General features: G+C 59.5%; 20 protein-coding genes and 4 tRNA genes. 7 read left to right on the top strand and 17 right to left on the bottom strand.

What is annotated here, in order from left to right; genetic code table 11:
• Positions 1-5: 5 nt before the first annotated feature.
• The 3 genes from AB4N74_RS04590 to leuC all read right to left on the bottom strand — a co-directional run bounded on the left by AB4N74_RS04590 (position 6) and on the right by leuC (position 2,994).
• On the bottom strand, positions 6-773 hold the full coding sequence (locus AB4N74_RS04590) for a class I SAM-dependent methyltransferase (protein WP_414926896.1): 768 nt from the start codon (positions 771-773) through the stop codon (positions 6-8).
• A 147-nt stretch (positions 774-920) separates the two neighbouring features.
• Complete coding sequence (gene leuD, locus AB4N74_RS04585; RefSeq protein ID WP_007913445.1) at positions 921-1,565, bottom strand: 3-isopropylmalate dehydratase small subunit; 645 nt, start codon at positions 1,563-1,565, stop codon at positions 921-923.
• Positions 1,566-1,575: 10 nt separating this feature from the next.
• Positions 1,576-2,994 (bottom strand): 3-isopropylmalate dehydratase large subunit, encoded by a 1,419-nt coding sequence (gene leuC / locus AB4N74_RS04580; RefSeq protein ID WP_016984527.1) that lies wholly within the window; start codon positions 2,992-2,994, stop codon positions 1,576-1,578.
• A gap of 140 nt (positions 2,995-3,134) precedes the next feature.
• On the opposite strand from leuC, the gene AB4N74_RS04575 reads away from it, so the two are divergent.
• The 3 genes from AB4N74_RS04575 to AB4N74_RS04565 all read left to right on the top strand — a co-directional run bounded on the left by AB4N74_RS04575 (position 3,135) and on the right by AB4N74_RS04565 (position 9,150).
• Positions 3,135-4,019 carry a LysR family transcriptional regulator gene (locus AB4N74_RS04575; RefSeq protein WP_093432075.1) on the top strand — a complete coding sequence of 295 codons (885 nt, stop codon included), beginning with the start codon at positions 3,135-3,137 and terminating at the stop codon, positions 4,017-4,019.
• Positions 4,020-4,093: 74 nt separating this feature from the next.
• Positions 4,094-7,372 (top strand): sensor domain-containing protein, encoded by a 3,279-nt coding sequence (locus tag AB4N74_RS04570; protein ID WP_460098429.1) that lies wholly within the window; start codon positions 4,094-4,096, stop codon positions 7,370-7,372.
• Positions 7,373-7,458: 86 nt separating this feature from the next.
• Positions 7,459-9,150 carry a molecular chaperone HscC gene (locus tag AB4N74_RS04565; protein ID WP_099758530.1) on the top strand — a complete coding sequence of 564 codons (1,692 nt, stop codon included), beginning with the start codon at positions 7,459-7,461 and terminating at the stop codon, positions 9,148-9,150.
• Here the strand turns inward: AB4N74_RS04565 and AB4N74_RS04560 are convergent.
• The 12 genes from AB4N74_RS04560 to gltX form a co-directional block, all read right to left on the bottom strand.
• Positions 9,147-11,849, bottom strand: a complete 2,703-nt coding sequence (locus tag AB4N74_RS04560) for a DUF805 domain-containing protein (protein WP_460098427.1) — start codon at positions 11,847-11,849, stop codon at positions 9,147-9,149. The genes AB4N74_RS04565 and AB4N74_RS04560 overlap by 4 nt on opposite strands.
• Complete coding sequence (locus AB4N74_RS04555; RefSeq protein WP_414926894.1) at positions 11,846-12,541, bottom strand: DUF1266 domain-containing protein; 696 nt, start codon at positions 12,539-12,541, stop codon at positions 11,846-11,848. Before AB4N74_RS04555 ends, AB4N74_RS04560 begins: the two co-directional genes overlap by 4 nt.
• 188 nt (positions 12,542-12,729) lie before the next feature.
• Positions 12,730-13,176, bottom strand: coding sequence for an Hsp20 family protein (locus tag AB4N74_RS04550; RefSeq protein ID WP_093432063.1), 447 nt, complete (start codon positions 13,174-13,176; stop codon positions 12,730-12,732).
• Positions 13,177-13,297: 121 nt separating this feature from the next.
• The gene (locus tag AB4N74_RS04545; protein ID WP_460098425.1) at positions 13,298-14,257 is read right to left on the bottom strand and encodes a tRNA dihydrouridine synthase; all 960 of its coding nucleotides are present in this window, start codon (positions 14,255-14,257) and stop codon (positions 13,298-13,300) included.
• 157 nt (positions 14,258-14,414) lie between these two features.
• Complete coding sequence (locus tag AB4N74_RS04540) at positions 14,415-14,864, bottom strand: acyl-CoA thioesterase (protein ID WP_093432061.1); 450 nt, start codon at positions 14,862-14,864, stop codon at positions 14,415-14,417.
• A 46-nt stretch (positions 14,865-14,910) separates the two neighbouring features.
• The gene (locus AB4N74_RS04535; protein ID WP_460098423.1) at positions 14,911-15,744 is read right to left on the bottom strand and encodes an alpha/beta fold hydrolase; all 834 of its coding nucleotides are present in this window, start codon (positions 15,742-15,744) and stop codon (positions 14,911-14,913) included.
• Positions 15,745-15,774: 30 nt separating this feature from the next.
• Complete coding sequence (locus AB4N74_RS04530; RefSeq protein ID WP_007913421.1) at positions 15,775-16,314, bottom strand: TetR/AcrR family transcriptional regulator; 540 nt, start codon at positions 16,312-16,314, stop codon at positions 15,775-15,777.
• Positions 16,315-16,496: 182 nt separating this feature from the next.
• Positions 16,497-16,572: transfer RNA gene (locus AB4N74_RS04525), tRNA-Glu, on the bottom strand.
• A gap of 79 nt (positions 16,573-16,651) precedes the next feature.
• Positions 16,652-16,727, bottom strand: a tRNA-Ala gene (locus AB4N74_RS04520).
• Between the two features lie 53 nt (positions 16,728-16,780).
• Positions 16,781-16,856 (bottom strand) — tRNA-Glu (locus tag AB4N74_RS04515).
• A gap of 79 nt (positions 16,857-16,935) precedes the next feature.
• A tRNA-Ala gene (locus AB4N74_RS04510) sits at positions 16,936-17,011 on the bottom strand.
• Between the two features lie 202 nt (positions 17,012-17,213).
• Complete coding sequence (gene gltX / locus AB4N74_RS04505; protein WP_099758525.1) at positions 17,214-18,695, bottom strand: glutamate--tRNA ligase; 1,482 nt, start codon at positions 18,693-18,695, stop codon at positions 17,214-17,216.
• A gap of 228 nt (positions 18,696-18,923) precedes the next feature.
• Between gltX and AB4N74_RS04500 the strand changes: the two genes are divergently transcribed.
• A complete protein-coding gene (locus AB4N74_RS04500; RefSeq protein ID WP_257358052.1) occupies positions 18,924-19,973 on the top strand; it encodes an HlyD family secretion protein in 1,050 nt (349 codons plus the stop codon).
• Positions 19,963-21,513, top strand: a complete 1,551-nt coding sequence (locus AB4N74_RS04495; RefSeq protein WP_460098420.1) for an MDR family MFS transporter — start codon at positions 19,963-19,965, stop codon at positions 21,511-21,513. The genes AB4N74_RS04500 and AB4N74_RS04495 overlap by 11 nt, the downstream gene beginning before the upstream one ends.
• A 116-nt stretch (positions 21,514-21,629) precedes the next feature.
• Here AB4N74_RS04495 and uvrB read toward each other — a convergent pair whose 3' ends face one another.
• Entirely contained in the window at positions 21,630-23,645 is a 2,016-nt protein-coding gene (gene uvrB, locus AB4N74_RS04490) for an excinuclease ABC subunit UvrB (RefSeq protein ID WP_007913411.1), read from the bottom strand.
• 337 nt (positions 23,646-23,982) lie between these two features.
• Between uvrB and AB4N74_RS04485 the strand changes: the two genes are divergently transcribed.
• Complete coding sequence (locus AB4N74_RS04485) at positions 23,983-25,179, top strand: amino acid aminotransferase (RefSeq protein WP_460098417.1); 1,197 nt, start codon at positions 23,983-23,985, stop codon at positions 25,177-25,179.
• 225 nt (positions 25,180-25,404) lie between these two features.
• Positions 25,405-25,605 (top strand): hypothetical protein, encoded by a 201-nt coding sequence (locus AB4N74_RS04480; RefSeq protein WP_095047664.1) that lies wholly within the window; start codon positions 25,405-25,407, stop codon positions 25,603-25,605.
• Here AB4N74_RS04480 and AB4N74_RS04475 read toward each other — a convergent pair.
• Positions 25,602-25,832 carry a hypothetical protein gene (locus tag AB4N74_RS04475; RefSeq protein WP_093432041.1) on the bottom strand — a complete coding sequence of 77 codons (231 nt, stop codon included), beginning with the start codon at positions 25,830-25,832 and terminating at the stop codon, positions 25,602-25,604. The genes AB4N74_RS04480 and AB4N74_RS04475 overlap by 4 nt on opposite strands.
• Between the last annotated feature and the right edge of the window lie 207 nt (positions 25,833-26,039).

The following is a 26,039-nucleotide window of genomic DNA, read 5'->3' as shown; positions in this document are numbered from 1 at the left end:
AATTCTTATCGCTCAGCCATCAATACGATTACATCTGTACTGAACGAGCCGTCGGCATCAATCTCAAAATATTCACGCACTTCGTGGCCCATCGACTGCTGCAACTGGCGGATCGCTGCGCGCAGCACTTCAGGCGTGCGCATGCGCTCAACCCAACTGGTGTACTCCAGACGCAGGCGCTGACGGGTGGTACTGCGTACATGCAAACCGGCCTCGCTGACCTGACGCAGCCATTCGGCGGCGGAATAATCGCGCACATGGCTGGTGTCACGCAGCACCTCGACGCTTTGCAGGTAAGTGTCGAACAACGGACTGCCCGGTGACAACACATCAACGAACGCCGCCACACCGCCCGGCTTCAACACCCGACGCACTTCGCGCAGAGCCACACCGAGATCGCTCCAGTGATGCGCCGAATACCGGCTGAACACGAAGTCGAACTCGCCATCGGCAAACGGCAGACGCTCGGCGGCGCCGTTGACCGTGGCAATGTTGGTGAAACCACGATCAACGGCAGCGGCGGCGACCACGTCGAGCATTTGCTGCGACAGGTCGTAGGCGACCACTTCCCTGACCAGCGGTGCGACGTGAAAACTGACGTGACCGGCGCCGCAGCCCAGATCCAGCACCCGGGCGCTGCCCTGCCCTTTCAGCTCAGCCTGTAGCAGGGCGAACTCGGTGCCCTGAGCGTGAACGGCGCTGCTCAGGTAGGCGGCGGCCTGTTCACCGAATTGCTTTTGTACGACCTGAGTGTGCTGGGCGGTGCTGGTCATGGTCACATCCTTCTGGGTTTTAGCCTTTTATTGCCTGGACTAACGCCTTCGCGAGCAAGCTCGCTCCCACACTTGAAATGCATTCCCCTGTGGGAGCGAGCTTGCTCGCGAAGAGGCCAGCCTGAACTGCATCAATTCAAAAGTTGCTTATGCGTCGCGGAACAACCACGGCTGGCTAACCCGATGCTTGGCCTCAAACGTCGCGATCGCATCACCGTCCTGCAAGGTCAAACCGATATCGTCCAGACCATTCAACAGGCAATGCTTGCGGAACGCATCGATCTCGAAGCTGTACACCTTGCCATCCGGACGGGTCACGGTCTGCGCTTGCAGATCGACCTGCAATTGATAGCCCGGCTCAGCCTCGACCTGCTTGAACAACTCATCGACTTCAGCGTCGCTCAAGATGATCGGCAGCAAGCCGTTCTTGAAGCTGTTGTTGAAGAAAATGTCGGCGTAGCTCGGCGCGATGATGCTGCGGAAACCGTATTCTTCCAGCGCCCATGGCGCGTGTTCACGGCTGGAGCCGCAACCGAAGTTCTCACGGGCCAGCAACACGCTGGCGCCTTGATAACGCTCGGCGTTGAGCACGAAGTCCTTGTTCAACGGGCGCTTGGAGTTGTCCTGATACGGTTGCCCGACATCGAGGTAACGCCACTCGTCGAACAGGTTCGGACCGAAACCGGTGCGCTTGATCGACTTCAAAAATTGTTTCGGAATGATTTGGTCAGTGTCGACGTTGGCACGATCCAAAGGCGCGACAAGACCAGTGTGCTGGGTAAAAGCTTTCATGCTGCGCTCCTTAAATCAATTCGCGAACGTCGATGAAACGACCGTTCACCGCTGCCGCCGCCGCCATGGCCGGGCTGACGAGGTGGGTACGGCCACCGGCGCCCTGACGGCCTTCGAAGTTACGGTTGGAGGTCGAGGCGCAATGCTCGCCGGACTCCAAACGATCCGGGTTCATCGCCAGGCACATCGAGCAGCCCGGCTCACGCCATTCGAAACCGGCTTCGAGGAAAATCTTGTCCAGACCTTCGGCCTCAGCCTGCGCCTTGACCAGACCCGAACCCGGTACCACGATCGCTTGCTTGATAGTCGAAGCGACTTTGCGGCCCTTGGCGATCACCGCCGCAGCGCGCAAATCTTCGATCCGCGAGTTGGTGCAGGAACCGATAAACACGCGATCCAGTTGAATGTCGGTGATCGCCTGATTGGCGGTCAAACCCATGTATTTCAAAGCGCGGACGATCGAGTCGCGCTTGACCAGATCCATCTCTTTGGCTGGGTCCGGCACGTTCTGATCAACGGCCAAAACCATCTCAGGCGAAGTGCCCCAGCTGACTTGCGGCTTGATCTGTGCGGCATCGAGTTCAACCACGGTGTCAAACTTGGCGTCAGCGTCGGAGACCAGGTCTTTCCAGGCCTCGACGGCCATGTCCCATTCGGCGCCTTTCGGTGCAAAAGGACGGCCCTTCACGTAATCGACAGTCTTCTGGTCCGCTGCCACCAGGCCAACGCGGGCACCGGCTTCGATGGACATGTTGCAGATGGTCATGCGGCCTTCAACGGACAAGTCGCGGATCGCGCTGCCGGCGAACTCGATGGCATGGCCGTTACCGCCGGCGGTGCCGATCTTGCCGATCACCGCGAGGACGATGTCCTTGGCGGTCACGCCGAACGGCAACTGCCCTTCAACGCGCACCAGCATGTTTTTCATTTTCTTCGCGACCAGGCACTGGGTGGCGAGCACGTGCTCGACCTCGGAAGTGCCGATACCGTGCGCCAGAGCGCCGAAGGCGCCGTGGGTCGAGGTGTGCGAGTCGCCGCAGACCACGGTCATGCCCGGCAAGGTCGCGCCCTGCTCCGGGCTGATCACGTGGACGATGCCTTGGCGGACGTCATTCATCTTGAACTCGACGATGCCGTATTCATCGCAGTTGTCATCAAGGGTCTGAACCTGCAAACGCGAGACCTGATCGGCAATGGCTTCGATGCCGCCCTTGCGCTCTGGGGTCGTTGGTACGTTGTGGTCCGGGGTCGCGATGTTGGCATCGATGCGCCAAGGCTTGCGCCCGGCCAGACGCAGGCCTTCAAAGGCTTGCGGCGAAGTCACTTCGTGGATGATGTGACGATCGATATAGATCAACGCCGAGCCATCGTCGCGCTGCTTGACCAAATGCGAATCCCAGAGCTTGTCGTAGAGCGTTTTGCCGGCCATCAGACGGTTCCTCATCAGCTTGTTTCTATGCCCTGGGCTTATCAATAACCCTTTGGCTTGTGAGGCCGATCCTATGGGGTTAGATTAAATAACTCAAATTCATATTTTTTATGCTTTGGATAACCAACTGGAATACAAACATGGATCTGGCCAACCTCAATGCTTTTATCGCGATTGCCGAGACCGGCAGCTTCTCCGGCGCCGGCGAACGGCTGCACCTGACACAGCCGGCGATCAGCAAACGCATCGCCGGGCTGGAGCAACAATTGAAGGTGCGCCTGTTCGATCGGCTGGGTCGTGAAGTCGGCCTGACCGAGGCCGGCCGCGCCCTGTTGCCACGGGCTTATCAGATTCTCAACGTGCTGGATGACACCCGCCGCGCCCTGACCAATCTGACCGGCGAAGTCAGCGGGCGTTTGACCCTGGCCACCAGTCACCACATCGGCTTGCACCGCTTGCCACCGCTTTTGCGCGAATTCACCCGCCGCTACCCAGAGGTGGCGCTGGATATTCAGTTCCTCGATTCGGAAGTGGCCTATGAAGAAATTCTCCATGGCCGCGCTGAACTGGCGGTCATCACCCTGGCGCCGGAGCCTCACGCCCTGGTCAAAGCCACGCCGGTCTGGGATGACCCGCTGGACTTCGTGGTTGCCCCGGAGCATTCGCTGATCAGCAATGGCCCCGTCACTCTGGCGGACATTGCCGGTCATCCGGCGGTTTTCCCCGGTGGCAACACCTTCACGCACCACATTGTCCAACGGTTATTCGAGGCCCAGAGCCTGACGCCGAACATCGCCATGAGTACCAACTACCTGGAAACCATCAAGATGATGGTCTCGATCGGCCTGGCCTGGAGCGTTTTGCCGCGCACCATGCTCGACGAGCAGGTGGCAAGCATCGTATTGCCGGGCATACAGCTCAGTCGCCAGCTAGGCTATATCCTGCACACTGAACGGACGCTCTCGAATGCGGCGCGGGCCTTTATGGCCTTACTGGATGCACAAATCGATCTGCCAGGGACCTGAGGCCATCTTGTGCTACTCCTAAAGAGCCGCTGCCCCTGTGCCTAACGTCACCCTCAGCTCAAGGCTTGTCCACGATGCCGAAATCTGTTGACCGAATTCCGCCGATGCCGCGTATTCAGGCGATTGACCCGCGACATTCCGAGCAGAGCTGGGAGAGCGCGCCGCAATTGCTGGCGGCGCTCAACGGCGCGCGGCTCGGCGCCTGGTACTGGGACATCGAGCGCGGGCAGATCAGTTGGTCGCGTGGCACCCAGGCCTTGTTCGGTTTCGACCCGCGCCAGCCGCTGCCGGCAGACCTTGAATACCTTGATCTGCTGCCCCCGGAAGACCGCGCGAAAACGGTTCGCGCCTTCCACGCGGTAATTGCCGGGGCGCCGCTGGAACAAGCGATGCACCACCGCATCCGCTGGCCTGACGGCAGCCTGCACTGGCTGGAAATCAACGGCAGCCTGCTGCCGGATAAAAACGGCCGCCCCCGAATGATCGGGGTGATTCGCGAAATCACCCACCAGCGCCAGCGCGAGCAGGCGCTGAGCAGTTCGGAAAAACGTTTCGCGACACTTTTTCACCTGTGCCCGAACATGGTCCTGCTGACCCGTCAGGAAGACGGTTTGATCAGCGAGGCCAATCAGTATTTTGAAAGCCTGTTTGGCTGGCCAGTGCAGAGCGCCATCGGCCGCACCACGCTGGAGCTGGGTTTGTGGGTGCACCCGGAGCAACGCGCAGAACTGGTGAAAAAAACCAAAGCCAAAGGCGAGCTGATCGCCATGGAAGTGCAGTTTCGCGCCAGCAACGGGCAAATCCACGACGGCATTCTCAGTGCGCAGAAAGTCGAACTCGAAGGCCAGCCGTATCTGCTCAGTACGTTTCTCGACACCACCGAACGCAAAGCCGCCGAACACGCCTTGAAGGACAGCCAGGAACGTCTCGATCTGGCGCTGGACTCGGCACAGCTCGGCACCTGGGACTGGCACATTCCCAGCGGTATGCTCTACGGCTCGGCGCGCGCCGCGCAGTTGCACGGGCTGGAGCCGAAACCGTTTCATGAGTCGTTCGAAGAGTTTTTCGAAGGCGTCCCCGGTGAGGAACGCGACAGCATGCGCGACGCCTACCGCAGCCTGCGCGAAGGCCCGGCGGGCAATTATCAACTGACTTATCGCGTGCAATTGCCGGACGGCAGTTCGCGCTATCTGGAAAGCCGCGCCCGCCTCTACCGCGACGACAACGGCGCACCGCTGCGCATGGCCGGCACACTGCTGGACATCACCGATCAGGTCGAGCGTGAACAGCGGCTGGTGGCCTCGGAAGAGAAATTCGCCACGCTGTTCCAGGTCAGCCCGGACCCGATCTGCGTCACCCGCCAGGACAGTGGCGAGTTCATCGAAATCAATAACAGTTTTACCCAGACCTTCGGCTGGAGCGCCGCCGACGTCATCGGCCATACCGCCGAAGAAATCGGCCTGTGGGATGCCTCGGCAAAAAGCCTGCAACGGATTGAACGGGTCATCCGCGAACAGGGCTTGAGCAATGTCGCGATCATCGTGCAACACAAGGACGGCCAGTCGCTGACCTGTGTGATTTCCAGCCGGCAGATCAGCGTCGGCGACCAGGCTTGTATCGTCACCACTCTGCGCGACATCACCCAGCAGCAGCGCTCGGAAGCAGCGCTGAAAGCCAGTGAGGAGAAATTCGCCAAGGCGTTCCACTCCAGCCCCGACGCAATCACCATTACCGAGCGCGACACCGGGCGTTATCTGGAGGTCAACGACGGTTTTTGCCGTCTCACTGGCTATCGTGCCGAAGAGGTCGTGGGCAAAACGGTTTATCAGGTGGGTATTTGGGCTGAAGAGAAACAGCGTTCGGCGTTACTCGCCGAGTTGCAGATCAAGGGCCGCGTGCACCATCAGGAAATGCTCGGGCGCAACAAACGCGGGGAAATACTGACCGTGGAAGTCTCGGTCGAGCCGATCACCCTCAATGAAACCGCGTGCCTGCTGCTGACCGCCCGAGACGTCAGCCTGCTGAAAAACGCCGAAGCACAGATCCGGCATCTGGCCTATCACGACCCGCTGACCAACCTGCCCAATCGCGCCCTGCTGATGGATCGCCTGAGCCAGCAGATCGCCCTGCTCAAGCGCCACAATCTGCGCGGCGCCTTGCTGTTTCTCGACCTCGATCACTTCAAGCACATCAACGATTCCCTCGGCCACCCGGTCGGCGACACCGTGCTGAAAATCATCACGGCGCGGCTCGAAGCCAGTGTGCGCATGGAAGATACCGTCGCGCGCCTCGGTGGCGACGAGTTTGTCGTGCTGCTCAGCGGCCTCGAAGGCTCGCGCAATGAGGTCAGCGCGCAAGTGCGCAATCTGGCCGACACCCTGCGCGAATTGCTCTCGGAACCGATGTTCCTCGACGGCCAGCGCCTGCAAGTGACGCCGAGCATCGGCGTGGCGCTGATTCCCGATCACGGCTCGACGCCAACCGACCTGCTCAAACGCGCCGACATCGCGCTGTACCGGGCCAAGGATTCCGGGCGCAACACCACGCAGATGTATCACAACACCATGCAGAAGGCCGCCAGCGAGCGGCTGCGCATGGAGACCGACCTGCGTCTGGCGCTGTCGCGCGGTGAATTCAACGTGCACTTTCAGCCGCAGGTCGACGCCCGCGACAACCGCATCATCGGCGCCGAAGCCTTGGTGCGCTGGAATCACCCGGAACTGGGTGCGCAGTCGCCCACCGAGTTCATCAAGGTACTGGAGGACAGCGGCCTGATTCTCGAAGTCGGCACCTGGATCCTCGACGAAGCCTGCAACGCGTTCAAACAACTGATCGCCCTGAAACTGGTCGACCCGCTGAATTTCAGCCTGTGCGTGAACATCAGTCCACGGCAGTTCCGCCAGAACGATTTTGTCGAACGCATCGAACACAGCATGAGCAGCCATGGTCTGCCCTGCTCGCTACTGAAACTGGAGATCACCGAAGGCATCGTCATCCAGAATCTGGAAGACACCATCAGCAAAATGCGCCGGCTGAAAAAACTCGGCGTGAGCTTTGCGATGGATGATTTCGGCACTGGCTATTCGTCGCTGACTTACCTCAAGCGCCTGCCGGTGGACACGCTGAAAATCGATCAGTCGTTTATCCGCGATGCCACGACCGACCCGAACGATGCCGAGATCATCCGCGCGATTGTCGCCATGGCGCGCAGCCTGGAGCTGGAGGTGATTGCCGAGGGCGTCGAAACCCCGGAACAACTGGCGTTCCTGCAGGGTTTGGGCTGCCATTTGTATCAAGGCTATCTGCATAGCCGACCGGTTGCGCTCGAGGATCTGAAAAAGCTCTTGCCGTAACCGGTGCACGTTGCAACAGACGCGCAATTGCCACGATTTGCAGCAACCTGTAGGGTCGCGTTTTTTGCGCCGTTTCGAGATCTGACATGCAGGATGCAACCCTCCCCCGCCCGGCCCTGCTGGGCATCGACCTTGGCACCACCAACAGTCTGATCGCCGTCTGGCAGGACGGTCAGGCCAGACTGATTCCCAATGCCCTGGGTGATGTGCTGACGCCCTCGGTGGTCAGCCTCGATGAAGACGACACGATTCTGGTCGGCAAAGCCGCCCGCGCGCGCCTGACCACGCACCCGGATCGCACCGCCGCAGCATTCAAGCGCTTCATGGGCAGCGATAAGCAAGTCCAGCTCGGTACACGCCTGTTCAGTCCGGAAGAGCTGTCGGCGCTGGTACTCGGCTCACTCAAGCAGGACGCCGAAGCCTTTCTCGGCCACGCGGTATCGGAAGCGGTGATTTCCGTCCCGGCCTATTTCAGTGACGAACAACGCAAACGCACGCTGTTTGCCGCCGAACTGGCCGGGCTCTCGGTGACACGCCTGATCAACGAGCCAACCGCCGCCGCGATGGCTTACGGGCTGCATGAACAGAAATTCGAACGCACGCTGATCTTCGATCTGGGCGGCGGCACCTTTGATGTCACGGTGCTGGAATACGCTTTGCCCCTGATCGAAGTGCACGCCTCCACCGGCGACAACTTTCTCGGCGGCGAAGACTTCACCGCTGCGCTGTTGCAGGCCTGCCTGAAACACTGGCAACTGACCGCGGCCATGGTTGATGCGCAAAGCATGGCCAGCCTCGGTGATGCCCTGGAGCAACTGAAATGTAAACTCGCTGAAGGTGTTCAGCCGCTGAGCTGGCGCCATGGCGACAAAACGTTCGAGTGGTCGCTGGACGAAGCTGCTGCGGTGAAAATCTGGGAGCCACTACTGGCCCGTTTGCGCGCACCGATCGAACAGGCGCTGCGCGATGCTCGCCTCAAGCCGCGCGACCTCGACAGCCTGGTGCTGGTCGGCGGCGCCACGCGCATGCCGGCGGTGCAGCAGATGGTTGCGACGTTGTTCGGGCGCCTGCCTTACCGGCATCTTGATCCGGACACCATTGTTGCGCTCGGGGCGGCGACGCAAGCGGCGTGCAAGGCGCGTGACGGGGCGGTTGAAGAGTTGATTCTGACGGATGTCTGCCCGTATACGCTGGGGATTGCGACCATGCGTGGAGAAGACATCAAAGGTGCCTTCTCGCCCATCATCGAACGTAACACCATCATTCCGACGTCAAGGGTGGAGCGCTATTACACCACCCAGCCCAAGCAAACAGTGCTGCGCATCGCCGTCTATCAGGGTGAACGGCCGTGGGTGTGCGACAACATTCTGATTGATGCTTTCGAAGTCACGTTGACGCCTACTCAACACATCCAGGAACTGGACGTGCGCTTCAGCTATGACATCAACGGTTTGCTCGAAGTCGACGTCACCCTGCTCGAAACCGGCGAGCGTCACAGTCACAGCATCGACCGCAGCCCCACGGGGCTGGATGAGCAAGCACGCCGAGACAGCCATAACCGGCTGTCGACGCTGAAAGTCCATCCACGTGACGCACTGCCCAACCGCACATTGCTGGCCCGTCTGGAGCGGGCATGGATGCAGAGCCTCGGCACACAACGCGAGCACATAGCCGAGTGGCTGCACAGCTTCACAACAGTGCTCGGCGGCCAGCAATCAGCGGAGATCGCCAGCCATCGCACAGAGCTGAACAAGGCACTGGATCAACTGCGCCTCTAGCCGTTGAGGCGCCGCAAGGCAGCCTGCAGGCCGCCGGACAGCATCTCGCTATCGCCGCTGTCCGGCGGCACACCATAGCGGTTGGGCAACTTGTCACCGGGAAAGCCGAACAGCAGCAGCGGCAGGAATGGCAACATCGGTGTCAGCGCCATGAAGATCAACAAGGTCGGGATGCCCCGGCCCATGTCGTGCAAGCGACGCAAAATCGCGCCAAATACCAGCAGAACTCCGAGTATCAGGATAAGAATGCCAGCGCCCGTGGTGCCACTGATCAGCCCTGCCACCGGTGCAATCACCACGCAGGCCAAGACCTGAGCGATAAAAGCCTTACGCCCCAACCGCGATCCCAGACGCCAGATCGCTGTCGCCGGTACCGGCTGAGCATCGCTTTTCGCCAGCAGTAATCGTTCCGACCAGGACAATATCGCGCACAGAGCCAGGCGCAGCCCGATGCTGTTCTGCACATCGTCCTTGCCCTGTTGCAGTTGGCGCAGGACGCGCGTTTTCGGCACGCCAGCAGCGCCATAGCGAATCAGGCCCTTGAGCGCATCCAGCGCTTCATACGCCAACAGTTTGTCGACGCCAAAATCGGTCAGCACTTTGCGCGGCGGCCACACCGGCTCGCCTTTGATCAAACCGTCGCGGAAGCCTTCGAACCAATCGTCCTCACAACTGATCGCCGCAATCGACTGCAACAATGCGCGATGCTGCTCAGCACTCAGGCTCGGATCGTGATAGAGCACGCCCCAGAACATCATCAACCCCAGCAAATCATCGCCGCAGGCAGCACGATCGCTTTCGAGGCAGGTGTAAAGCAGGCTATTGGCCGGCAATCGCGCGCTGTCGAGCGCCTGCTGAACGCTGAACAATTGCTGCACCAACAAGCCGTGCACCGGGTCATTGCCTTGCAACCATCCGAGCAAACCGGCGCAATGGCCTTGCTCACGCTGCAAGCGCCGTAACAACGGTTGCAGGCGACTCAACGGATGGGCCGGATTGAAAGGCAGGCGCTCCACGCACTGCGCGTCAATCATTTGCAGCCAGCGTTCGGGTTGTTCCAGCAATGCCAGCAAAAACAGGGTCTGCGCGTGCCACTCCCAAGCGGCCTCACCCAGCCCGACCGGCGGCAACTGAATCCCGCGACGGCTCAACTGGAGCATCAAGTCGAGTTCGGACAAGTCACAGTCGTCTTTGACCGCACCCAGCTTGAACGCCTCGGTCATGCGTTCCAGCGCAGTGTCGTTATAGGGCCGCAAGCGACGCAACCACAGACGACAAACTTTGTGCGACTCACCTTTTGTCAGCACCTGCGGCAATGGCTGAGGACTTGGATGCGCATCGCAGAAAGCGCTCATGGCCAGCGCAATCGGTGCCTCGCCCAACCAGCGTAGGTGTTGCGCAGCCTGATATTTGAATCCGCTCATCACCAGGCTTTCGAGGGCATCGATCGGCAGCGGAGCATCCACAATCTGCTGCAAAAACGCCGCATCACCCCGATGCAGCGCCCAGGCGTACCGGTATAGATGCAGCAATCGGCTGTCGGCATTTTCGCCCAGCAATTGCGCGAGCAATGGCAGTTCATCACCGGTCACGCGCCAATCGACAAAGCTTTGCGCAAGGCTCTCAAGCTTTAACCGCCCGACACCCAGCCAACGGTTCAGCGTCTCCGGATGTTGTGACGGAGAGCCATACACCTGGGCGTCATCGGCAAGATCCTCTGGCCAGGCAGAAATGCCCTGCAGACGATCGAATGCCTGAATCAGCAAGGGCAGAAAAGTCGGCTGGCGCTTGGCACACAGCTCCAGCAGACGACTTTCCGCCATCGGATGGCGATGCTCGTTCCACAGCCGGATCCAGCACGGCAATGCCTGATCGTCGCGCCCCAGCAGACTGCTCTGACACGCCAACAGGTAAAGCCAGTCGACATCGTCCGGTGCAGCAAGCTGCTCCTCGATACAGCACTGCAAAAACGTCGGCCCGCCAATACCTGCCTGAGTGAACTGCACCAACAGACGCTTGAGGAACGCGGCATCATTCGGCAATGGCAGACAGGTGTGCTGACTGGCGAAGTCGGCGAACTCAGGCAGTGGACGCTGGCTGAAGATGAAGTCGAGACTACGGGCGTACCACAGCGATTCAGTCTGGGCGGCCTCTGACCATGTGCACATCAGATCCGTATCGAACGGGTCCGGCGTTTCGATTCGCTGGAGAAAGAAGCCCACCTGATGCGCGTCGTCGAAGCCCAGATCCAGCAACTGTTGATCCCAGGCCATACGCTTGGCCAAAAGATTCGCGCAGCGGTACGACAACGGACCGGCGTCGGCCATCCGGTGGTACAGCGGCCAGCTGAGTTCATCGAGCACGTCCAGCGACAGCTCATCCAGCCCTCGAATAAAGGCCTGCCACGCGGCGAAATTGAACCGGCGCGCGGGATCATCCAGCAACGCGCAAAAATCCCCGAACATTGGAGGGACCTCAACGACAGTCTGTTCTGAGGCTTGGGACTCGTACTCGTGCTCAGGCTCCTCTTCCTCATCTTCACGAGCCAGACGCAGGGCGTTTTCGTAGGCCATGCGCAACGCCTGAAATCCCTGTGGGTCGGTCTCCGGATGATGCGCCGGCAAACGTGCGCGATAGGCGTTGCGAATCAGGTTTTCGTCGGTGGTAGGCTCGATGCCCAAGCGGATCCAGCAACTCATGACCAGTCGAACTCCTTGAGCGATGCCGGACGTGGCGGCAAATCGATTTCCATGTGCCACGGCAAATCAGCAAGGAACTGAGGAATGTTCTCGGCAAGGCCGCGGGCAACCCGCACGTTAAGGGCGTTGGCGCCTTGTCGATCGAGTTCGCGCGCAAGCTCATCGTCGCTGGCGCTCAGGCAGGACCAGAAGGTCCGGCCCACGACAAAGCCATCGAAGTAAGCCATCCAGCTACCGTAGTGAAATTGCGCTCTGAGGGCCAAACGACTGTGCAGCCAGTTGCTTTCGTCCAGGTCGACCCACTGATTGCGCACCGCACAGCGCAAGAGAAAACCCATGCGGCCATAGTCCCAGGACAATATTCCGCCCGGCCCACAACTCCCGAAGGTGCGGCTGGCGAATTCATGCAGGATGCGTTCGCGGGGACTCAGGTCGTCGAGCAAGGCCTGCCATTCACTCGGCAGACAACGCTGCCACGCCAGATAGGCCGCGCTGAGGTGTTTGGCATGGCCGTCGTCGGTCATCCGTTCGAGCATGTCGAACAATTGCCCGCGATCATCGATACCCCAGCTGTCTTTCAGGTCGATGTAGTGATCGTCGCAAAACGCGGGGTCGTCGTAGCTGGCGCCGGTATTGATCGCCGCCATTGGCGCAGACAAAGCGCACAGCCAGCGCTGTTGAATCTCGTCCATGAAAAAAGGCTCCAGGCCGACCGGTGAGGAATGGGGGTCGGCAAAACTGCCGCGGATTGTAGAGAAACCACCGCCAGCGGCAAAGTCGAACAACGGTTTTCTTGCGCGCACAAAAAAGGCCCCGACGTATCGGAGCCTTCATTCAGCGGCTCATCATCCGTTCAGACGATTGTGTTGCGGCACATGACTCAGTGCTGCAACGCCGGCTTCTCCACCCCGTTGATCGGGATGCGTTTGGCTTTCGCCTCTTCCGGGATCACCCGCAACAAGTCGATGCTCAGCAGACCGTTTTTCAGATCCGCCGCCTTGATCTCGATGTGATCGGCCAGGCGGAAGGACAGCTTGAAAGCACGTTGGGCGATGCCCTGATGCAGGAAGGTCACGCCTTCGTTGGCATCACGCTTGCCGCCACTGATGGTCAGCACACCTTTTTCGACTTGCAGTTCCAGGTCTTCTTCCTGGAAACCGGCGGCCGCTACGACGATGCGGTATTGGTCATCACCGTGCTTTTCGACGTTGTAAGGTGGGTAGCTGCTGCCTGGCTCGTTGCGCAGGGCGGTTTCGAACAGGTCGTTAAAACGGTCGAAACCTACCGAGGAACGGAACAGCGGGGCGAGGGAAAATGCAGTACTCATGGTTCAAATCTCCTGAAAACAATCAGCAAGGTTTTTTGACTCCGCGACCCGAATTCGGCATCGCGTAACCCTTAGATAGGGACCGCTGAAATGATTTCAAGAGATTATTCGCAGATTTTTTTCAAGCCGCTTCAGCCACTGGCAGACCGAGCAGACGCGAGACATGATCCGGTTCGGTCTCACGGCGCAGCACCGTAAACAGCTCGGTGGCCTCGGGATAATTGCGCGTCAGCATGGCCAACCATTGCTTCAAACGGCCCGGCGATTGGCGTGCGGTCATCTGCGCTTTGGCTTGCAGCCAGAAGTCCTGAATCAGCGGTATCAGCTCGGCCCAGGTCATCTCGACCACTTCTTCGCCAGCGCGAGCGGCAGCAATCTGCCTGGCCAGATCCGGGCGCGAGACCAGACCGCGACCGAGCATGATGTCTTCGACGCCGCTGATTTCGCGGCAGCGGCGCCAGTCTTCGACGCTCCAGATATCGCCATTGGCGAACACCGGGACTTTGACCACCTCTTGCACGCGCGGAATCCACTCCCAATGCGCCGGCGGCTTGTAGCCGTCCATTTTGGTTCGGGCATGCACCACAATGTGCTCGGCGCCGCCTTCAGCCAGCGCAGTGGCGCAGACCAGCGAACCGTCGGGACTGTCGAAGCCCAGGCGCATTTTTGCGGTGACGGGAATGTGCGCGGGTACAGCGCGGCGCACGTGTTCGACGATCTGGTTGAGCAGTTCCGGCTCTTTGAGCAGGACCGCACCACCACGGGATTTATTCACGGTCTTGGCCGGGCAGCCGAAGTTGAGGTCAATCACTTCAGAGCCGAGTTCGCAGGCCAGTGCAGCGTTTTCCGCCAGACACACCGGGTCGGAACCGAGCAATTGCACGCGCAATGGCACACCGGAGGCGGTGCGGGCACCGTTGAGCAACTCCGGGCCGAACTTGTGGAAATAGGCCGGCGTGAGCAGCTGGTCGTTGACCCGAATGAACTCGGTCACACACCAGTCGATGCCGCCAACGCGGGTCAGCACGTCGCGGAGGATGTCGTCGACCAACCCCTCCATGGGCGCCAGAGCAATTTGCATGGGAAAACACTACTTGAAGAAAAACGTGCGGCAGTTTACTGGATATCGCACAAATCCGCAGATCCCTTGTAGGAGTGAGCCTGCTCGCGATAGCGGTGTGTCAGTGAGGCATATGTTGGCTGACACACCGCTATCGCGGCAGGCTCACTCCTACAGTTTAGATATTTGCCGACTCGGGAAACTGGATCGCCGGGCCATAACCCTCGATAAACTCAGCCGGCATGCGCTTCGGCTTACCGGTCGACAGTTCAATACAGACAAACGTGGTCTGCGCGCGCAACAGCGTGGCATTGTCGCTCGGGCGCTTGAGCTGGAAATGCCGGGTCATTTTCAGGCGCTGATCCCAATCGACAATCCAGGTTGCCAATTGCAGTTCGTCGCCTTCATAGGCGGCGGCGAGATAATCGATCTCGTGACGCACCACCGCCATCGCCCGATCCAGTCGCCGATACTCGACCAGATCCAGCCCCAGACGCTGCGAGTGGCGCCAGGCGCAGCGCTCGAGCCAGGTCACGTACACGGCGTTATTCGCGTGGCCCAACCCGTCGATATCCTCAGCGCCTACTTGCAGATCAATGGTAAACGGCGTTGCCCGATCCCAACCCATGCCCCACTCCCGGTCAAAGTATTCAACCGGAGCAGTGTAACGGAGCTCAGGCCGATTGGCGCGCCTGAAGGCTACGGCCGGCCAGCAGTGATAACACGCCATCAATCACCCGAGGGTCGGCTAGCACACGCTGGTGCCCGCCGCCTTCAAGGCGCAACAGGCGACTGTCGAACCAGGATTCGTGGATCAGTTGCGATTCCTTGACCGAGACGAAATTGTCGTCCTCGGCATGCACGATCAGGCCGGGCATATCCAGTTGATAGTGGGCAACGTCGAGAGTCGCGGCGCGCATACCGACATCTTGCTCGACCTGACGGATGAAGGCCGAGCGCGCTCGCGGCGGCATACCAACGTAGCGGGCGAAACCGCGCAGTACACCAAGAATGCGCGCAGGCGCGGCAATGCTGACTAGGGTTTCGGTGCGCAAGCCCAATTGCACGGCGAGCATGGCGCTGGCGCCGCCCATGGAATGACCGATGACCGCTTGCAATGGTGGCAGCTCGGCAGCCGCTTCGAGCATCGCCCGGGCGAACAACACCACATTGGCTTCACGCCCCGGCGAGCGACCGTGAGCCGGACCATCCAACGCGACGACGGTATACCCGGCATCGAACAGCGCAGTGATCAGCGCGGCAAACTGGGTTGGCCGCCCTTCCCAGCCGTGCATCAGCAGCACGGTCGGGCCCTGACCCCAGCGCAGCGCCGAGAGACCAAAACGCAAAGTGATGCGTTCGGAGCTGGCCAGCAGCGGCAATTCCCAATCACGAAGAGGCAGCGAACGTGGCGTCATGAATGCCACACGCATTTTGCTCGCCACGCGTTTCGGTGCAATCCAGCCCAAGGTGCCATTAACGCCACGAACCCACTTCAACGTGTTCATCGCTCTCTCCTCAGGCGAGTTGCCTTCAGGTCAACGCACCGCCGACTTGGCAGCGCGCAGCAATCGATCGGATAAGTCTCCCGGGCCGAGCGCTCTTGCGAGTGCCAGACCACCCACCATCAAAGCCACGTCAGCCAAGGCTTTGTCGGTGTCCTCAGGGCTGGACGCCAACTGCGCAATCATCAATTCCAGGTGCTCGTTCAGCGCGATGCGGAACGATTCCGGCAAGCGCCCCAGCTCGCCGATCGATGCTGGAATCGGGCATGCCGCGTCGCTGGAATCACGATGCTTGCGCGACAGGTAAAACGCGGCGACCAAGGCACGACGCTCTTCACCGGTCAGCTCGGCATCCATGTCGGCAATCAGGTCGCGGCGGCGGCCGAGAAGCTGCTTGAACGCTTCCAGCATCATCGCGTCCTTGCTTTCGAAGTGCGCATAGAAACCGCCGACGGTCAGGCCGGCTGCGCCCATCACTTCGCCCACGCTAGGGTCGGCCGGGCCACGCTGAATCAGTGCGGCGCTGGCAGCCTTGAGGATGCGTTCGCGGGTTTGAGCTTTTTTATCGTTCATCGTTGTCTCCGAATATTACGACTAGAATATTATTCGCATAATAATATTCTGCAAGTCAAGGATATGACCGCTGGTCTGATGCACAGTGTAAGGAAAAAGGAGAATTGGCCAAACGCCAGACAAACAAAAGGGCCATTCAATAATTGAATGACCCTTATAAAATCCCGCAGAGCGGGTAATCGTGGCGTCCCCTAGGGGACTCGAACCCCTGTTACCGCCGTGAAAGGGCGGTGTCCTAGGCCACTAGACGAAGGGGACACAAACCTTCTATACAACTGATCAGTGCTGAGAACTGATCGATTCAAGGCCGGTGTGGCCAGACCTTGAACGTGTAAATTGGTGGAGCTTAGCGGGATCGAACCGCTGACCTCCTGCATGCCATGCAGGCGCTCTCCCAGCTGAGCTAAAGCCCCGGATTTTTCGCCTCGCGGCGGAGTGACATCTTGCAATATCACTTCTGTAAAACTGGCGTCCCCTAGGGGACTCGAACCCCTGTTACCGCCGTGAAAGGGCGGTGTCCTAGGCCACTAGACGAAGGGGACGCAAACCCTTCTATACAACTGATCAACGCTGAGTGTTGATCGCTTCGGAGCCGGTGTGGCCAGGCTTCGAAGTGTAAATTGGTGGAGCTAGACGGGATCGAACCGTCGACCTCTTGCATGCCATGCAAGCGCTCTCCCAGCTGAGCTATAGCCCCTCATCGTTGATGTCATCGCTGAGGACGGGGCGAATCTTAAGGGCGTATCGAAAGCCTGTCAAACTTATTTTTGAAAAATTTCAAAATTTTTCGTCGGCATAACAATCACTTACCGCCCTCCCCCCGTAAATTCGGGAGAAGCGCCGAAGGCACGATCAAAAGATCGCAGCCTTCGGCAGCTCCTGCACAAAGCCGCAAGCGCTTAGGCGATAGCGCCGAGCAGCTTTTCCCACTCTTTGTTTTCTTTCTTCGACACGCCACCCAGCAGGTCAATCGCCTGCCGCAGACGATAACGGGTCAGATCCGGGCCAAGGATTTCCATCGCATCGAGCACCGAGACCGAACTCGCCTGACCGGTGATCGCAGCAAACATCAGCGGCATCGCATCGCGCAGTTTCAACTCCAGCGATTCGACCACTGCCTGAATCGTCGCGGTGATGTTGTCCTTCTCCCACTGACGCAGGCTTTCCAGCTTCCACAGGATCAACTGCATCAACTGCCGAACCTGATCGCCCGAGAGCTTCTTCGATTCGAACAGCTTGGCATCCGGGTTAACGCCACCGGCGAAGAAGAACCCGCCCAGCGGTGCAACCTGGCTGAAGGTTTCAACGCGGCCCTGCACCAGCGGGGCGATCTTCATCATGTATTCCGGGTTCAACGCCCAGGTCTGCAAACGGCTGGCGAACTCTTCCACCGGCAGATCACGCAGCCACTGGCCGTTGAGCCACGACAGCTTCTCGATGTCGAAGATCGGCCCGCCCAGCGAGACACGCTTGAGGTCGAAGTTGTCGACCATTTCCTGCAGCGAGAACTTCTCGCGCTCGTCCGGCATCGACCAGCCCATGCGGCCGAGATAGTTGAGCATCGCTTCCGGCATGAAGCCCATGCGCTCGTAGAATGTCACCGAGGTAGGGTTCTTGCGCTTGGACAGCTTGCTCTTGTCCGGGTTACGCAGCAGCGGCATGTAGCACAGCTCTGGCTGTTCCCAGCCGAAGTACTCGTAAAGCAGAATCAGTTTCGGTGCCGATGGCAGCCACTCTTCGCCGCGCAGCACGTGGGTGATGCCCATCAGGTGGTCGTCAACCACATTGGCGAGGAAGTACGTCGGCAGGCCGTCGGTCTTCATCAGCACTTGCATGTCCATGCGATCCCACGGGATCTCGACGTCGCCACGGAGCATGTCCGGCACCACGCAAACGCCTTCGCTCGGCACTTTCATGCGGATCACGTGGGGTTCGCCAGCGGCCAGACGGGCGGCGACTTCTTCTTTCGACAGCAACAGCGCGCGGCCGTCATAACGTGGTGTTTCGCCGCGAGCCATTTGCTCGGCGCGCATCTGATCCAGCTCTTCAGCGGTGCAGAAGCACGGGAACGCGTGGCCCATGTCGACCAGTTGCTGGCAGTACTTCTGATAGATATCGCCACGCTCGCTCTGACGGTATGGACCGTGCGGGCCGCCAACGTCCGGGCCTTCGCTCCAGTCGATCCCCAGCCAGCGCAGGGCGTCGAAGATCTGCTGTTCGGACTCGCGGGTCGAACGCAACTGGTCAGTGTCTTCGATGCGCAGGATGAACTCACCGCCATGCTGCTTGGCAAAGCAGTAGTTGAACAATGCGATGTAAGCGGTACCTACGTGGGGGTCCCCGGTAGGCGATGGCGCGATGCGAGTGCGGACGGTGGTCATGGCATGTCTCGAAAAGAATGAAAAGCAAAACAATCAAGCGGCGAATGGTAACAGGCGACACCCGCCCCGCTCCAGCGGGCAGGGCATTTAAGCCAAGTTTGCGTCTGGAACGCCCGTAAGCCGTGGTGAATAGGCAAATATCAGCGGATGGCATTTACCGTTTATCGGCTGTATGCCAGATTCGCCTACTGATAACTTTCCTTACAATTCCTCGACTACAGTTTGCCCATGCCTGCCCAACTCAAGCGTCGCCTGTTGATTTTCCTGCTGCTCGTCCTGCTGATTGCCGGGGGCTTTTTCGCCCATTGGTTCTTCAAGGGACGCTTTTATGAAAGCACCGACAACGCTTATGTCCAGGGCGAAATCACCCGCGTCTCGAGCCAATTGAGCGCGCGCATCGATGAAGTGCTGGTGCAGGACAATCAACACGTGGAAAAAGGCCAGTTGCTGGTGCGCCTCGAACCGAATGATTTCCGTCTGGCCATCGATCGCGCCAATGCCGCCCTTGCCACCCGCGAAGCCGAGCGCCTGCAAGCGCAAAGCAAATTGACTCAGCAAGCCAGTCTGATTGCTTCCAGCGACGCACAAGTGGCAACCACCCAAGCAACGTTGGGCCGCTCGCAAATGGATTTGTCGCGTGCTGAAACCCTGCGCAAGCCCGGTTACGTTTCCGAAGAACGCGTGACCACCCTCTCCGCTGACGCTCATATCGCCCGTTCGCAAGTGGCCAAGGCGCAGGCTGATGCGCAAGGCCAGCGTCAGCAGGTCAACGCCCTGAACGCAGAAATCAAACGCCTCGACGCGCAGATCGCCAACGCCCGCGCCGATCTCGCGCAAGCCGAACTCAACCTGACCCGCAGCGAAATCCACGCGCCAATCAGCGGCCTGGTCGGCCAGCGCGCCGCCCGTAACGGCCAAGTGGTGCAGGCTGGCGCTTACCTGCTGTCGATCGTCCCGGACGAAGACATCTGGGTGCAGGCCAACTTCAAGGAAACCCAGATCGGCCGCATGCAGCCCGGGCAAAAAGCCGAGCTGACCTTCGATGCCTACAGCGACACGCCGATCGAAGCACGGGTCGACAGCCTGTTCGCCGCGTCTGGCGCGCAATTCAGCCTGTTGCCGCCGGACAACGCCACCGGCAACTTCACCAAAGTCGTGCAACGGATTCCGGTGAAACTGACCTTCAAGGCCGACAACCCGTTGCACGGCAAGATCCGTCCGGGCATGTCCGTCACCGTCAAAGTGAACATCAAAGACGCCCCGGACAATGGCCGGTGATGCGCTGATCCGCCCGGTCGGCGAACCGACCCGGCGCGATTGGATTGCGGTGATGAGCGTGATGCTCGGCGCCTTTATGGCCGTGCTCGACATTCAGATCACCAACTCTTCTCTGAAGGATATTCAGGGCGCCTTATCGGCGACGCTGGAAGAAGGCTCGTGGATTTCCACCTCGTATCTGGTCGCGGAAATCATCATGATTCCGCTGACCGCGTGGCTGGTGCAGCTGCTGTCGGCGCGACGTCTGGCGGTGTGGGTGTCGCTGGGCTTTCTGGTTTCATCGCTGCTGTGCTCGATGGCCTGGAGTCTGGAGAGCATGATCGTCTTCCGCGCCATGCAGGGTTTTACCGGCGGCGCGCTGATACCGCTGGCGTTCACCCTGACCCTGATCAAACTCCCCGAACACCACCGCGCCAAAGGCATGGCGATGTTCGCCATGACCGCCACCTTCGCGCCGTCCATCGGCCCGACGCTGGGCGGCTGGCTCACGGAAAACTGGGGTTGGGAATACATCTTCTACATCAACATCCCGCCGGGCCTGATCATGATCGCCGGCCTGATGTACGGGCTGGAAAAGAAAGAAGCGCACTGGGAATTACTGAAAAGCACCGACTACACCGGAATCCTCACGCTGGGGATTGGTCTCGGCTGCTTGCAGGTTTTTCTAGAGGAAGGCCATCGCAAGGATTGGCTCGAATCAAGCCTGATAGTGACGCTGGGCAGCATTGCGCTGGTGAGTCTGATCACCTTTGTGATCGTGCAGATCTCCAAACCGAATCCGCTGATCAATCTGGGCATCCTGCGTAATCGCAATTTCGGTCTGTCGAGTATTTCCAGTCTGGGCATGGGTGTCGGGTTGTACGGTTCGATCTATCTGTTGCCGCTGTATCTGGCGCAGATCCAGAACTACAACGCCCTGCAGATCGGCGAAGTGATCATGTGGATGGGCGTGCCACAGCTGTTCCTGATTCCGCTGGTGCCGAAGCTGATGAAGTTTGTTTCGCCGAAATGGCTGTGCACGATCGGTTTTGGATTGTTCGGGCTAGCGAGTTTTTCTTCGGGGGTGCTCAACCCGGATTTCGCCGGGCCGCAGTTCAACCAGATCCAGATTATTCGTGCGCTGGGCCAGCCGTTGATCATGGTGACCATTTCGCTGATCGCCACGGCATACATCCTGCCGCAGGACGCGGGGTCGGCGTCGAGTCTGTTCAATATCCTACGAAATCTGGGCGGCGCGATTGGTATTGCCCTGCTCGCGACACTGCTGGATGCGCGCACCAAGACCTACTTCGATTATTTGCGCGAGGCGGTGGTGCCGACCAATCCGCAGGTGGCCGAGCGTTTGGCGTCGATGACTGATCGGTTTGGCAGTGACACGGCGGCGTTGGGCAAGCTGAGCGAGATCGTCCATCAGCAGGCGGCGATCATGGCGTACAACGATGCGTTTCACTTTGTCGGGATTGCGCTGGGAATCAGCATGTTGGCGATTTTGCTGACCAAGAAATTTCCAGAGGGGCTGAAGGCTGGGGAGTCTCATTAAGACCGCGTCGCCCCATTCGCGAGCAAGCTCGCTCCCACAGGGGATTTGTGAACGACACAACTCCAATGTGGGAGCGAGCTTGCTCGCGAAGAGGCCCGACTAAACACTGCAAATTTTCAGACCGCCAAAAGCCGCTCACGCAGTTTGGCAATCTCGTCGCGCATCTGCGCCGCCGCTTCAAACTCCAGATCCCGCGCCAGCTGATACATCTTCTCTTCCAGCGCACGAATGCGTTTGGTGATTTCGCTCGGCGAGCGCAGTTCGGCTTCGTACTTGGCGTTCTCTTCGGCAGCCTTGGCCATGCCTTTGCGCTTCTTGCTGCGCGAACCCGGCACGGTGGCGCCTTCCATGATGTCGGCGACATCCTTGATCACCCCGCGCGGGGTGATGCCGTTTTCCAGGTTGAACGCTATCTGCTTGTCGCGACGCCGCTCGGTCTCGCCAATCGCCCGCTCCATCGAGCCGGTCATGCGATCGGCATAGAGAATCGCCCGGCCATTGAGGTTACGTGCGGCGCGACCAATGGTCTGAATCAGCGAACGCTCGGAACGCAGGAAGCCTTCCTTGTCGGCATCAAGAATCGCCACCAGCGACACTTCCGGCATGTCCAGACCTTCACGCAGCAAGTTGATCCCGACCAGCACATCAAAGGTCCCGAGGCGCAGGTCGCGAATGATTTCCACGCGCTCAACGGTGTCGATATCCGAGTGCAGATAACGCACACGCACACCGTGATCGGCGAGGTAATCGGTAAGGTCTTCGGCCATGCGTTTGGTCAGCGTGGTGACCAGCACCCGCTCCTCGACCGCCACGCGTTTGCTGATTTCCGAGAGCAGATCGTCGACCTGAGTCAGCGCCGGACGCACTTCAACCTGCGGGTCGACCAGGCCAGTCGGCCGCACCACTTGCTCGACCACCCTTCCGGCGTGTTCGGCCTCGTAGTTGCCCGGCGTCGCCGAGACGAAAATGGTCTGCGGGCTGACCCCTTCCCACTCGTCAAAACGCATCGGTCGGTTATCCAGCGCCGACGGCAAACGGAAGCCGTATTCAACGAGGGTTTCCTTACGCGAACGGTCGCCCTTATACATCGCACCGACCTGCGGCACGCTGACGTGGGACTCGTCGATCACCAGCAAGGCATCGGCCGGCAGGTAATCGTAGAGCGTTGGCGGCGCGGCACCGGCCGGGCGACCGGACAGGTAGCGCGAGTAGTTTTCGATGCCGTTGCAATAACCCAACTCGAGGATCATCTCCAGGTCGAAACGGGTGCGCTGTTCAAGACGCTGGGCTTCGACCAGTTTGTTGTTGCTGCGCAGGTATTCGAGGCGTTCCTGCAATTCGACCTTGATGTGTTCGATGGCGTCGAGCAGGGTTTCCCGTGGCGTTACATAGTGGCTCTTCGGGTAGAAGGTGAAGCGCGGCATCTTGCGGATGACTTCGCCGGTCAGCGGGTCGAACGCGGAAATGCTTTCGACCTCGTCATCGAACAGCTCGATGCGGATCGCTTCCAGATCGGATTCCGCCGGGTAGATGTCGATCACATCGCCGCGCACACGGAAAGTCGCGCGGGCAAAGTCCATATCGTTGCGGGTGTATTGCAGGTCGGCCAAGCGCCGCAGCAGTGCGCGCTGATCGAGTTTGTCGCCGCGATCGACATGCAGCACCATCTTCAAATAGGTTTCCGGGCTACCCAGACCGTAGATGCACGACACCGTGGTGACGATGATCGCGTCTTTACGCTCCAGCAACGCTTTGGTTGCGGACAGGCGCATCTGCTCGATGTGGTCGTTGATCGACGCATCCTTCTCGATGAAGGTGTCGGACGACGGCACATAGGCTTCGGGCTGGTAGTAGTCGTAGTAGGAAACGAAATACTCGACGGCATTATTCGGGAAGAACGCCTTGAACTCACCGTACAGCTGCGCAGCAAGGGTCTTGTTCGGCGCCAGCACCAGGGTCGGGCGCTGAATCTGCGAAATGACATTGGCGATGCTGAAGGTCTTGCCCGAGCCGGTCACACCGAGCAGCGTCTGGTGCGCCAGCCCGGCCTCGATGCCCTCCACCAATTGGCGGATGGCTTCTGGCTGATCGCCGGCGGGCTCGAAGCGGGTGACGAGCTGGAATTCGGACATATACACCTCTGGGATCGCGGCATTCCGAGCAAAGCGGTACACCACGGGGACGACCGCAAACGACCGGTGTCGCGCAAGAAAAAACCTGGATTGTGCTCAATGTGGTGGCGATTGCCTCACCTTTCAAGGCAAACGTCCTACATCCGGTAAAGACTCTGACACGTGCAGTCGACTAACGGTCAAGAAATAATCGGAAAAACTTACCCTAAAAACCGAATCGCCTGTCGCCATTGTTCCGTAATGGCCTCTATACTAGCTCCCCGTTTGTGCACCGCTCTAGTGCATCCGGCTGGAGCGCGACACGTCCCTCCATTCTCCATTCAGAGCCGCCGCAATAATGAGCCTGTTCTCCGCTGTCGAAATGGCACCCCGCGATCCAATCCTGGGCCTCAACGAAGCATTCAACGCCGATACCCGGACCACCAAGGTCAACCTGGGCGTGGGTGTTTACTGCAACGAAGAGGGGCGAATTCCACTTCTGCGCGCCGTGATCGAAGCCGAAACCGTTCGCGCCGCTCAACACGCTTCGCGCGGTTACCTGCCGATCGATGGTATCGCCGCCTACGACCAGGCCGTGCAAAAGCTGCTGTTCGGCAACGACTCGCCGCTGATCAGCGCCGGTCGCGTCATCACCACTCAGGCCGTCGGCGGGACCGGCGCACTGAAGATCGGTGCCGACTTCCTCAAGCAACTGCTGCCGAACGCCGTTGTGGCGATCAGTGACCCAAGCTGGGAAAACCACCGTGCCCTGTTCGAAACCGCCGGTTTCCCGGTGCAGAACTACCGTTACTACGACGCAGCCAGCCACGATGTGAATCGTGCCGGCATGCTCGAAGACCTCAACGCCCTGCCGAACGGCTCGGTCGTTGTCCTGCACGCCTGCTGCCACAACCCGACTGGCGTCGACCTGACCCCGGCGGACTGGAACAACGTGCTGGAAGTGGTTAAAATCAAAGGTCACGTGCCGTTCCTCGACATGGCCTATCAAGGTTTTGGCGACGGCATCGACGAAGACGCCGCAGCTGTGCGCCTGTTCGCTGAGTCCGGTCTGACTTTCTTCGTTTCGAGCTCGTTCTCCAAATCGTTCTCGCTGTACGGCGAGCGCGTTGGTGCGCTATCGATCATCAGCGAATCGAAAGAAGAAAGCGCGCGCGTGCTGTCGCAGGTCAAGCGCGTGATCCGCACCAACTACTCCAACCCGCCGACCCACGGTGCAAGCATCGTTGCAGCTGTATTGAACAGCCCGGAACTGCGTGCACAATGGGAAGCCGAGCTGGCGGAAATGCGTCTGCGCATTCGCGGCATGCGCGAGCAGATGGTTGCCCTGCTGGCAGAGAAAGCCCCGGGCCGCGACTTCAGCTTCGTCGGTCGTCAGCGCGGCATGTTCTCCTACTCGGGCCTGACCACTGAACAAGTGCATCGCCTGCGTAACGAGTTCGGCATCTACGCCCTGGACACCGGCCGCATCTGCGTGGCTGCGCTGAACCAGAACAACATCAAGGCGGTAACGGATGCGATTGTTCAGGTCATCTGATTTCGCACTGTGATGAAAAACGGGAAGCCTTGGGGCTTCCCGTTTTTATTTGCCTGATGAACAGCGCCCATAACCTCTAGACTGCACACAAATCCAAAATGTAGGAGTGAGCCTGCTCGCGATAGCGTCGGATCAGTTGACGCTTCATTGCCTGACACACCGATATCGCGAGCAGGCTCACTCCTACAGGGTTTCTGTACATCCGAGAATTTTGTGAGATCAGATATGAAAAACGACAACCTGCGCGCCGACCGTGACGATCTGGATGATTTCATCCCCCGCGCATCGGCCAAGCGTGAAAAGAGCCTGGTGCTGCAAGTCGCCGCCGGGGTATTCCTGGGTGGCCTGGTCCTGTGGCTGGTGCAACTGGCCGCCACCGCGGCTTACGCCAAACTGATGATGGGCACCATCACCTTCGGCAGTTAAGCCAGTTCGATCGCACGCTGACTCGCGGCGTCGTCATAAACGACGTACAGCGATTCGGCGATCTGACTCTTGATCGCCTTGGTGCTTTCAAGACCCAGGACGAAGCCTTCGGCCTTGCCACCGGCGCGGTTCAATTCCTCAGCGGTACTGGCCTGGGTGATTGCATCGAAGAGTTTTTCGGCGTGAGGGCCAACGCCCTTGGGCAGGCTGATTTGCGCGATGCTCATGCGAACACCTCGCTGTTGCGGGATAAATGGTTCATGACGCAGACCTTTTTCGGCGAATGGCCGGCAGCGCGTGTGACCACTTCCGGGCGCCCATGGTAGACCTCTGCTGCAGTTCTGGTAACCGCCAATCGCTGACAAGTCACCGTTCGTCCCGAGGATTCAGCTAATTTTACAACCGGCGCTTGACTTCTCTTTTTGAATCAGTAA

The sequence above is a fragment of the Pseudomonas sp. H3_C08 genome (genome assembly GCF_054669455.1).
The sequence above is the reverse complement of the archived record's forward strand: the minus strand, read 5'-3'. Positions and strand labels throughout refer to the sequence as shown.

Excerpts from the sequence above, each read along its gene's own strand:
- AB4N74_RS04540 (WP_093432061.1), bottom strand. The coding sequence starts at position 14,864 with ATGGGTTGGGATCGGGCAACGCCGTTTACCATTGATCTGCAAGTAGGC.
- AB4N74_RS04495 (WP_460098420.1), top strand. The coding sequence starts at position 19,963 with ATGGCCGGTGATGCGCTGATCCGCCCGGTCGGCGAACCGACCCGGCGC.
- AB4N74_RS04485 (WP_460098417.1), top strand. The coding sequence starts at position 23,983 with ATGAGCCTGTTCTCCGCTGTCGAAATGGCACCCCGCGATCCAATCCTG.
- leuD (WP_007913445.1), bottom strand. The coding sequence starts at position 1,565 with ATGAAAGCTTTTACCCAGCACACTGGTCTTGTCGCGCCTTTGGATCGT.
- AB4N74_RS04535 (WP_460098423.1), bottom strand. The coding sequence starts at position 15,744 with ATGAACACGTTGAAGTGGGTTCGTGGCGTTAATGGCACCTTGGGCTGG.
- AB4N74_RS04550 (WP_093432063.1), bottom strand. The coding sequence starts at position 13,176 with ATGAGTACTGCATTTTCCCTCGCCCCGCTGTTCCGTTCCTCGGTAGGT.
- AB4N74_RS04555 (WP_414926894.1), bottom strand. The coding sequence starts at position 12,541 with ATGGACGAGATTCAACAGCGCTGGCTGTGCGCTTTGTCTGCGCCAATG.
- AB4N74_RS04570 (WP_460098429.1), top strand. The coding sequence starts at position 4,094 with ATGCCGAAATCTGTTGACCGAATTCCGCCGATGCCGCGTATTCAGGCG.
- AB4N74_RS04590 (WP_414926896.1), bottom strand. The coding sequence starts at position 773 with ATGACCAGCACCGCCCAGCACACTCAGGTCGTACAAAAGCAATTCGGT.
- AB4N74_RS04480 (WP_095047664.1), top strand. The coding sequence starts at position 25,405 with ATGAAAAACGACAACCTGCGCGCCGACCGTGACGATCTGGATGATTTC.
- AB4N74_RS04565 (WP_099758530.1), top strand. The coding sequence starts at position 7,459 with ATGCAGGATGCAACCCTCCCCCGCCCGGCCCTGCTGGGCATCGACCTT.
- gltX (WP_099758525.1), bottom strand. The coding sequence starts at position 18,695 with ATGACCACCGTCCGCACTCGCATCGCGCCATCGCCTACCGGGGACCCC.
- AB4N74_RS04575 (WP_093432075.1), top strand. The coding sequence starts at position 3,135 with ATGGATCTGGCCAACCTCAATGCTTTTATCGCGATTGCCGAGACCGGC.
- AB4N74_RS04475 (WP_093432041.1), bottom strand. The coding sequence starts at position 25,832 with ATGAGCATCGCGCAAATCAGCCTGCCCAAGGGCGTTGGCCCTCACGCC.
- AB4N74_RS04560 (WP_460098427.1), bottom strand. The coding sequence starts at position 11,849 with ATGAGTTGCTGGATCCGCTTGGGCATCGAGCCTACCACCGACGAAAAC.
- AB4N74_RS04545 (WP_460098425.1), bottom strand. The coding sequence starts at position 14,257 with ATGCAAATTGCTCTGGCGCCCATGGAGGGGTTGGTCGACGACATCCTC.
- uvrB (WP_007913411.1), bottom strand. The coding sequence starts at position 23,645 with ATGTCCGAATTCCAGCTCGTCACCCGCTTCGAGCCCGCCGGCGATCAG.
- AB4N74_RS04530 (WP_007913421.1), bottom strand. The coding sequence starts at position 16,314 with ATGAACGATAAAAAAGCTCAAACCCGCGAACGCATCCTCAAGGCTGCC.
- leuC (WP_016984527.1), bottom strand. The coding sequence starts at position 2,994 with ATGGCCGGCAAAACGCTCTACGACAAGCTCTGGGATTCGCATTTGGTC.
- AB4N74_RS04500 (WP_257358052.1), top strand. The coding sequence starts at position 18,924 with ATGCCTGCCCAACTCAAGCGTCGCCTGTTGATTTTCCTGCTGCTCGTC.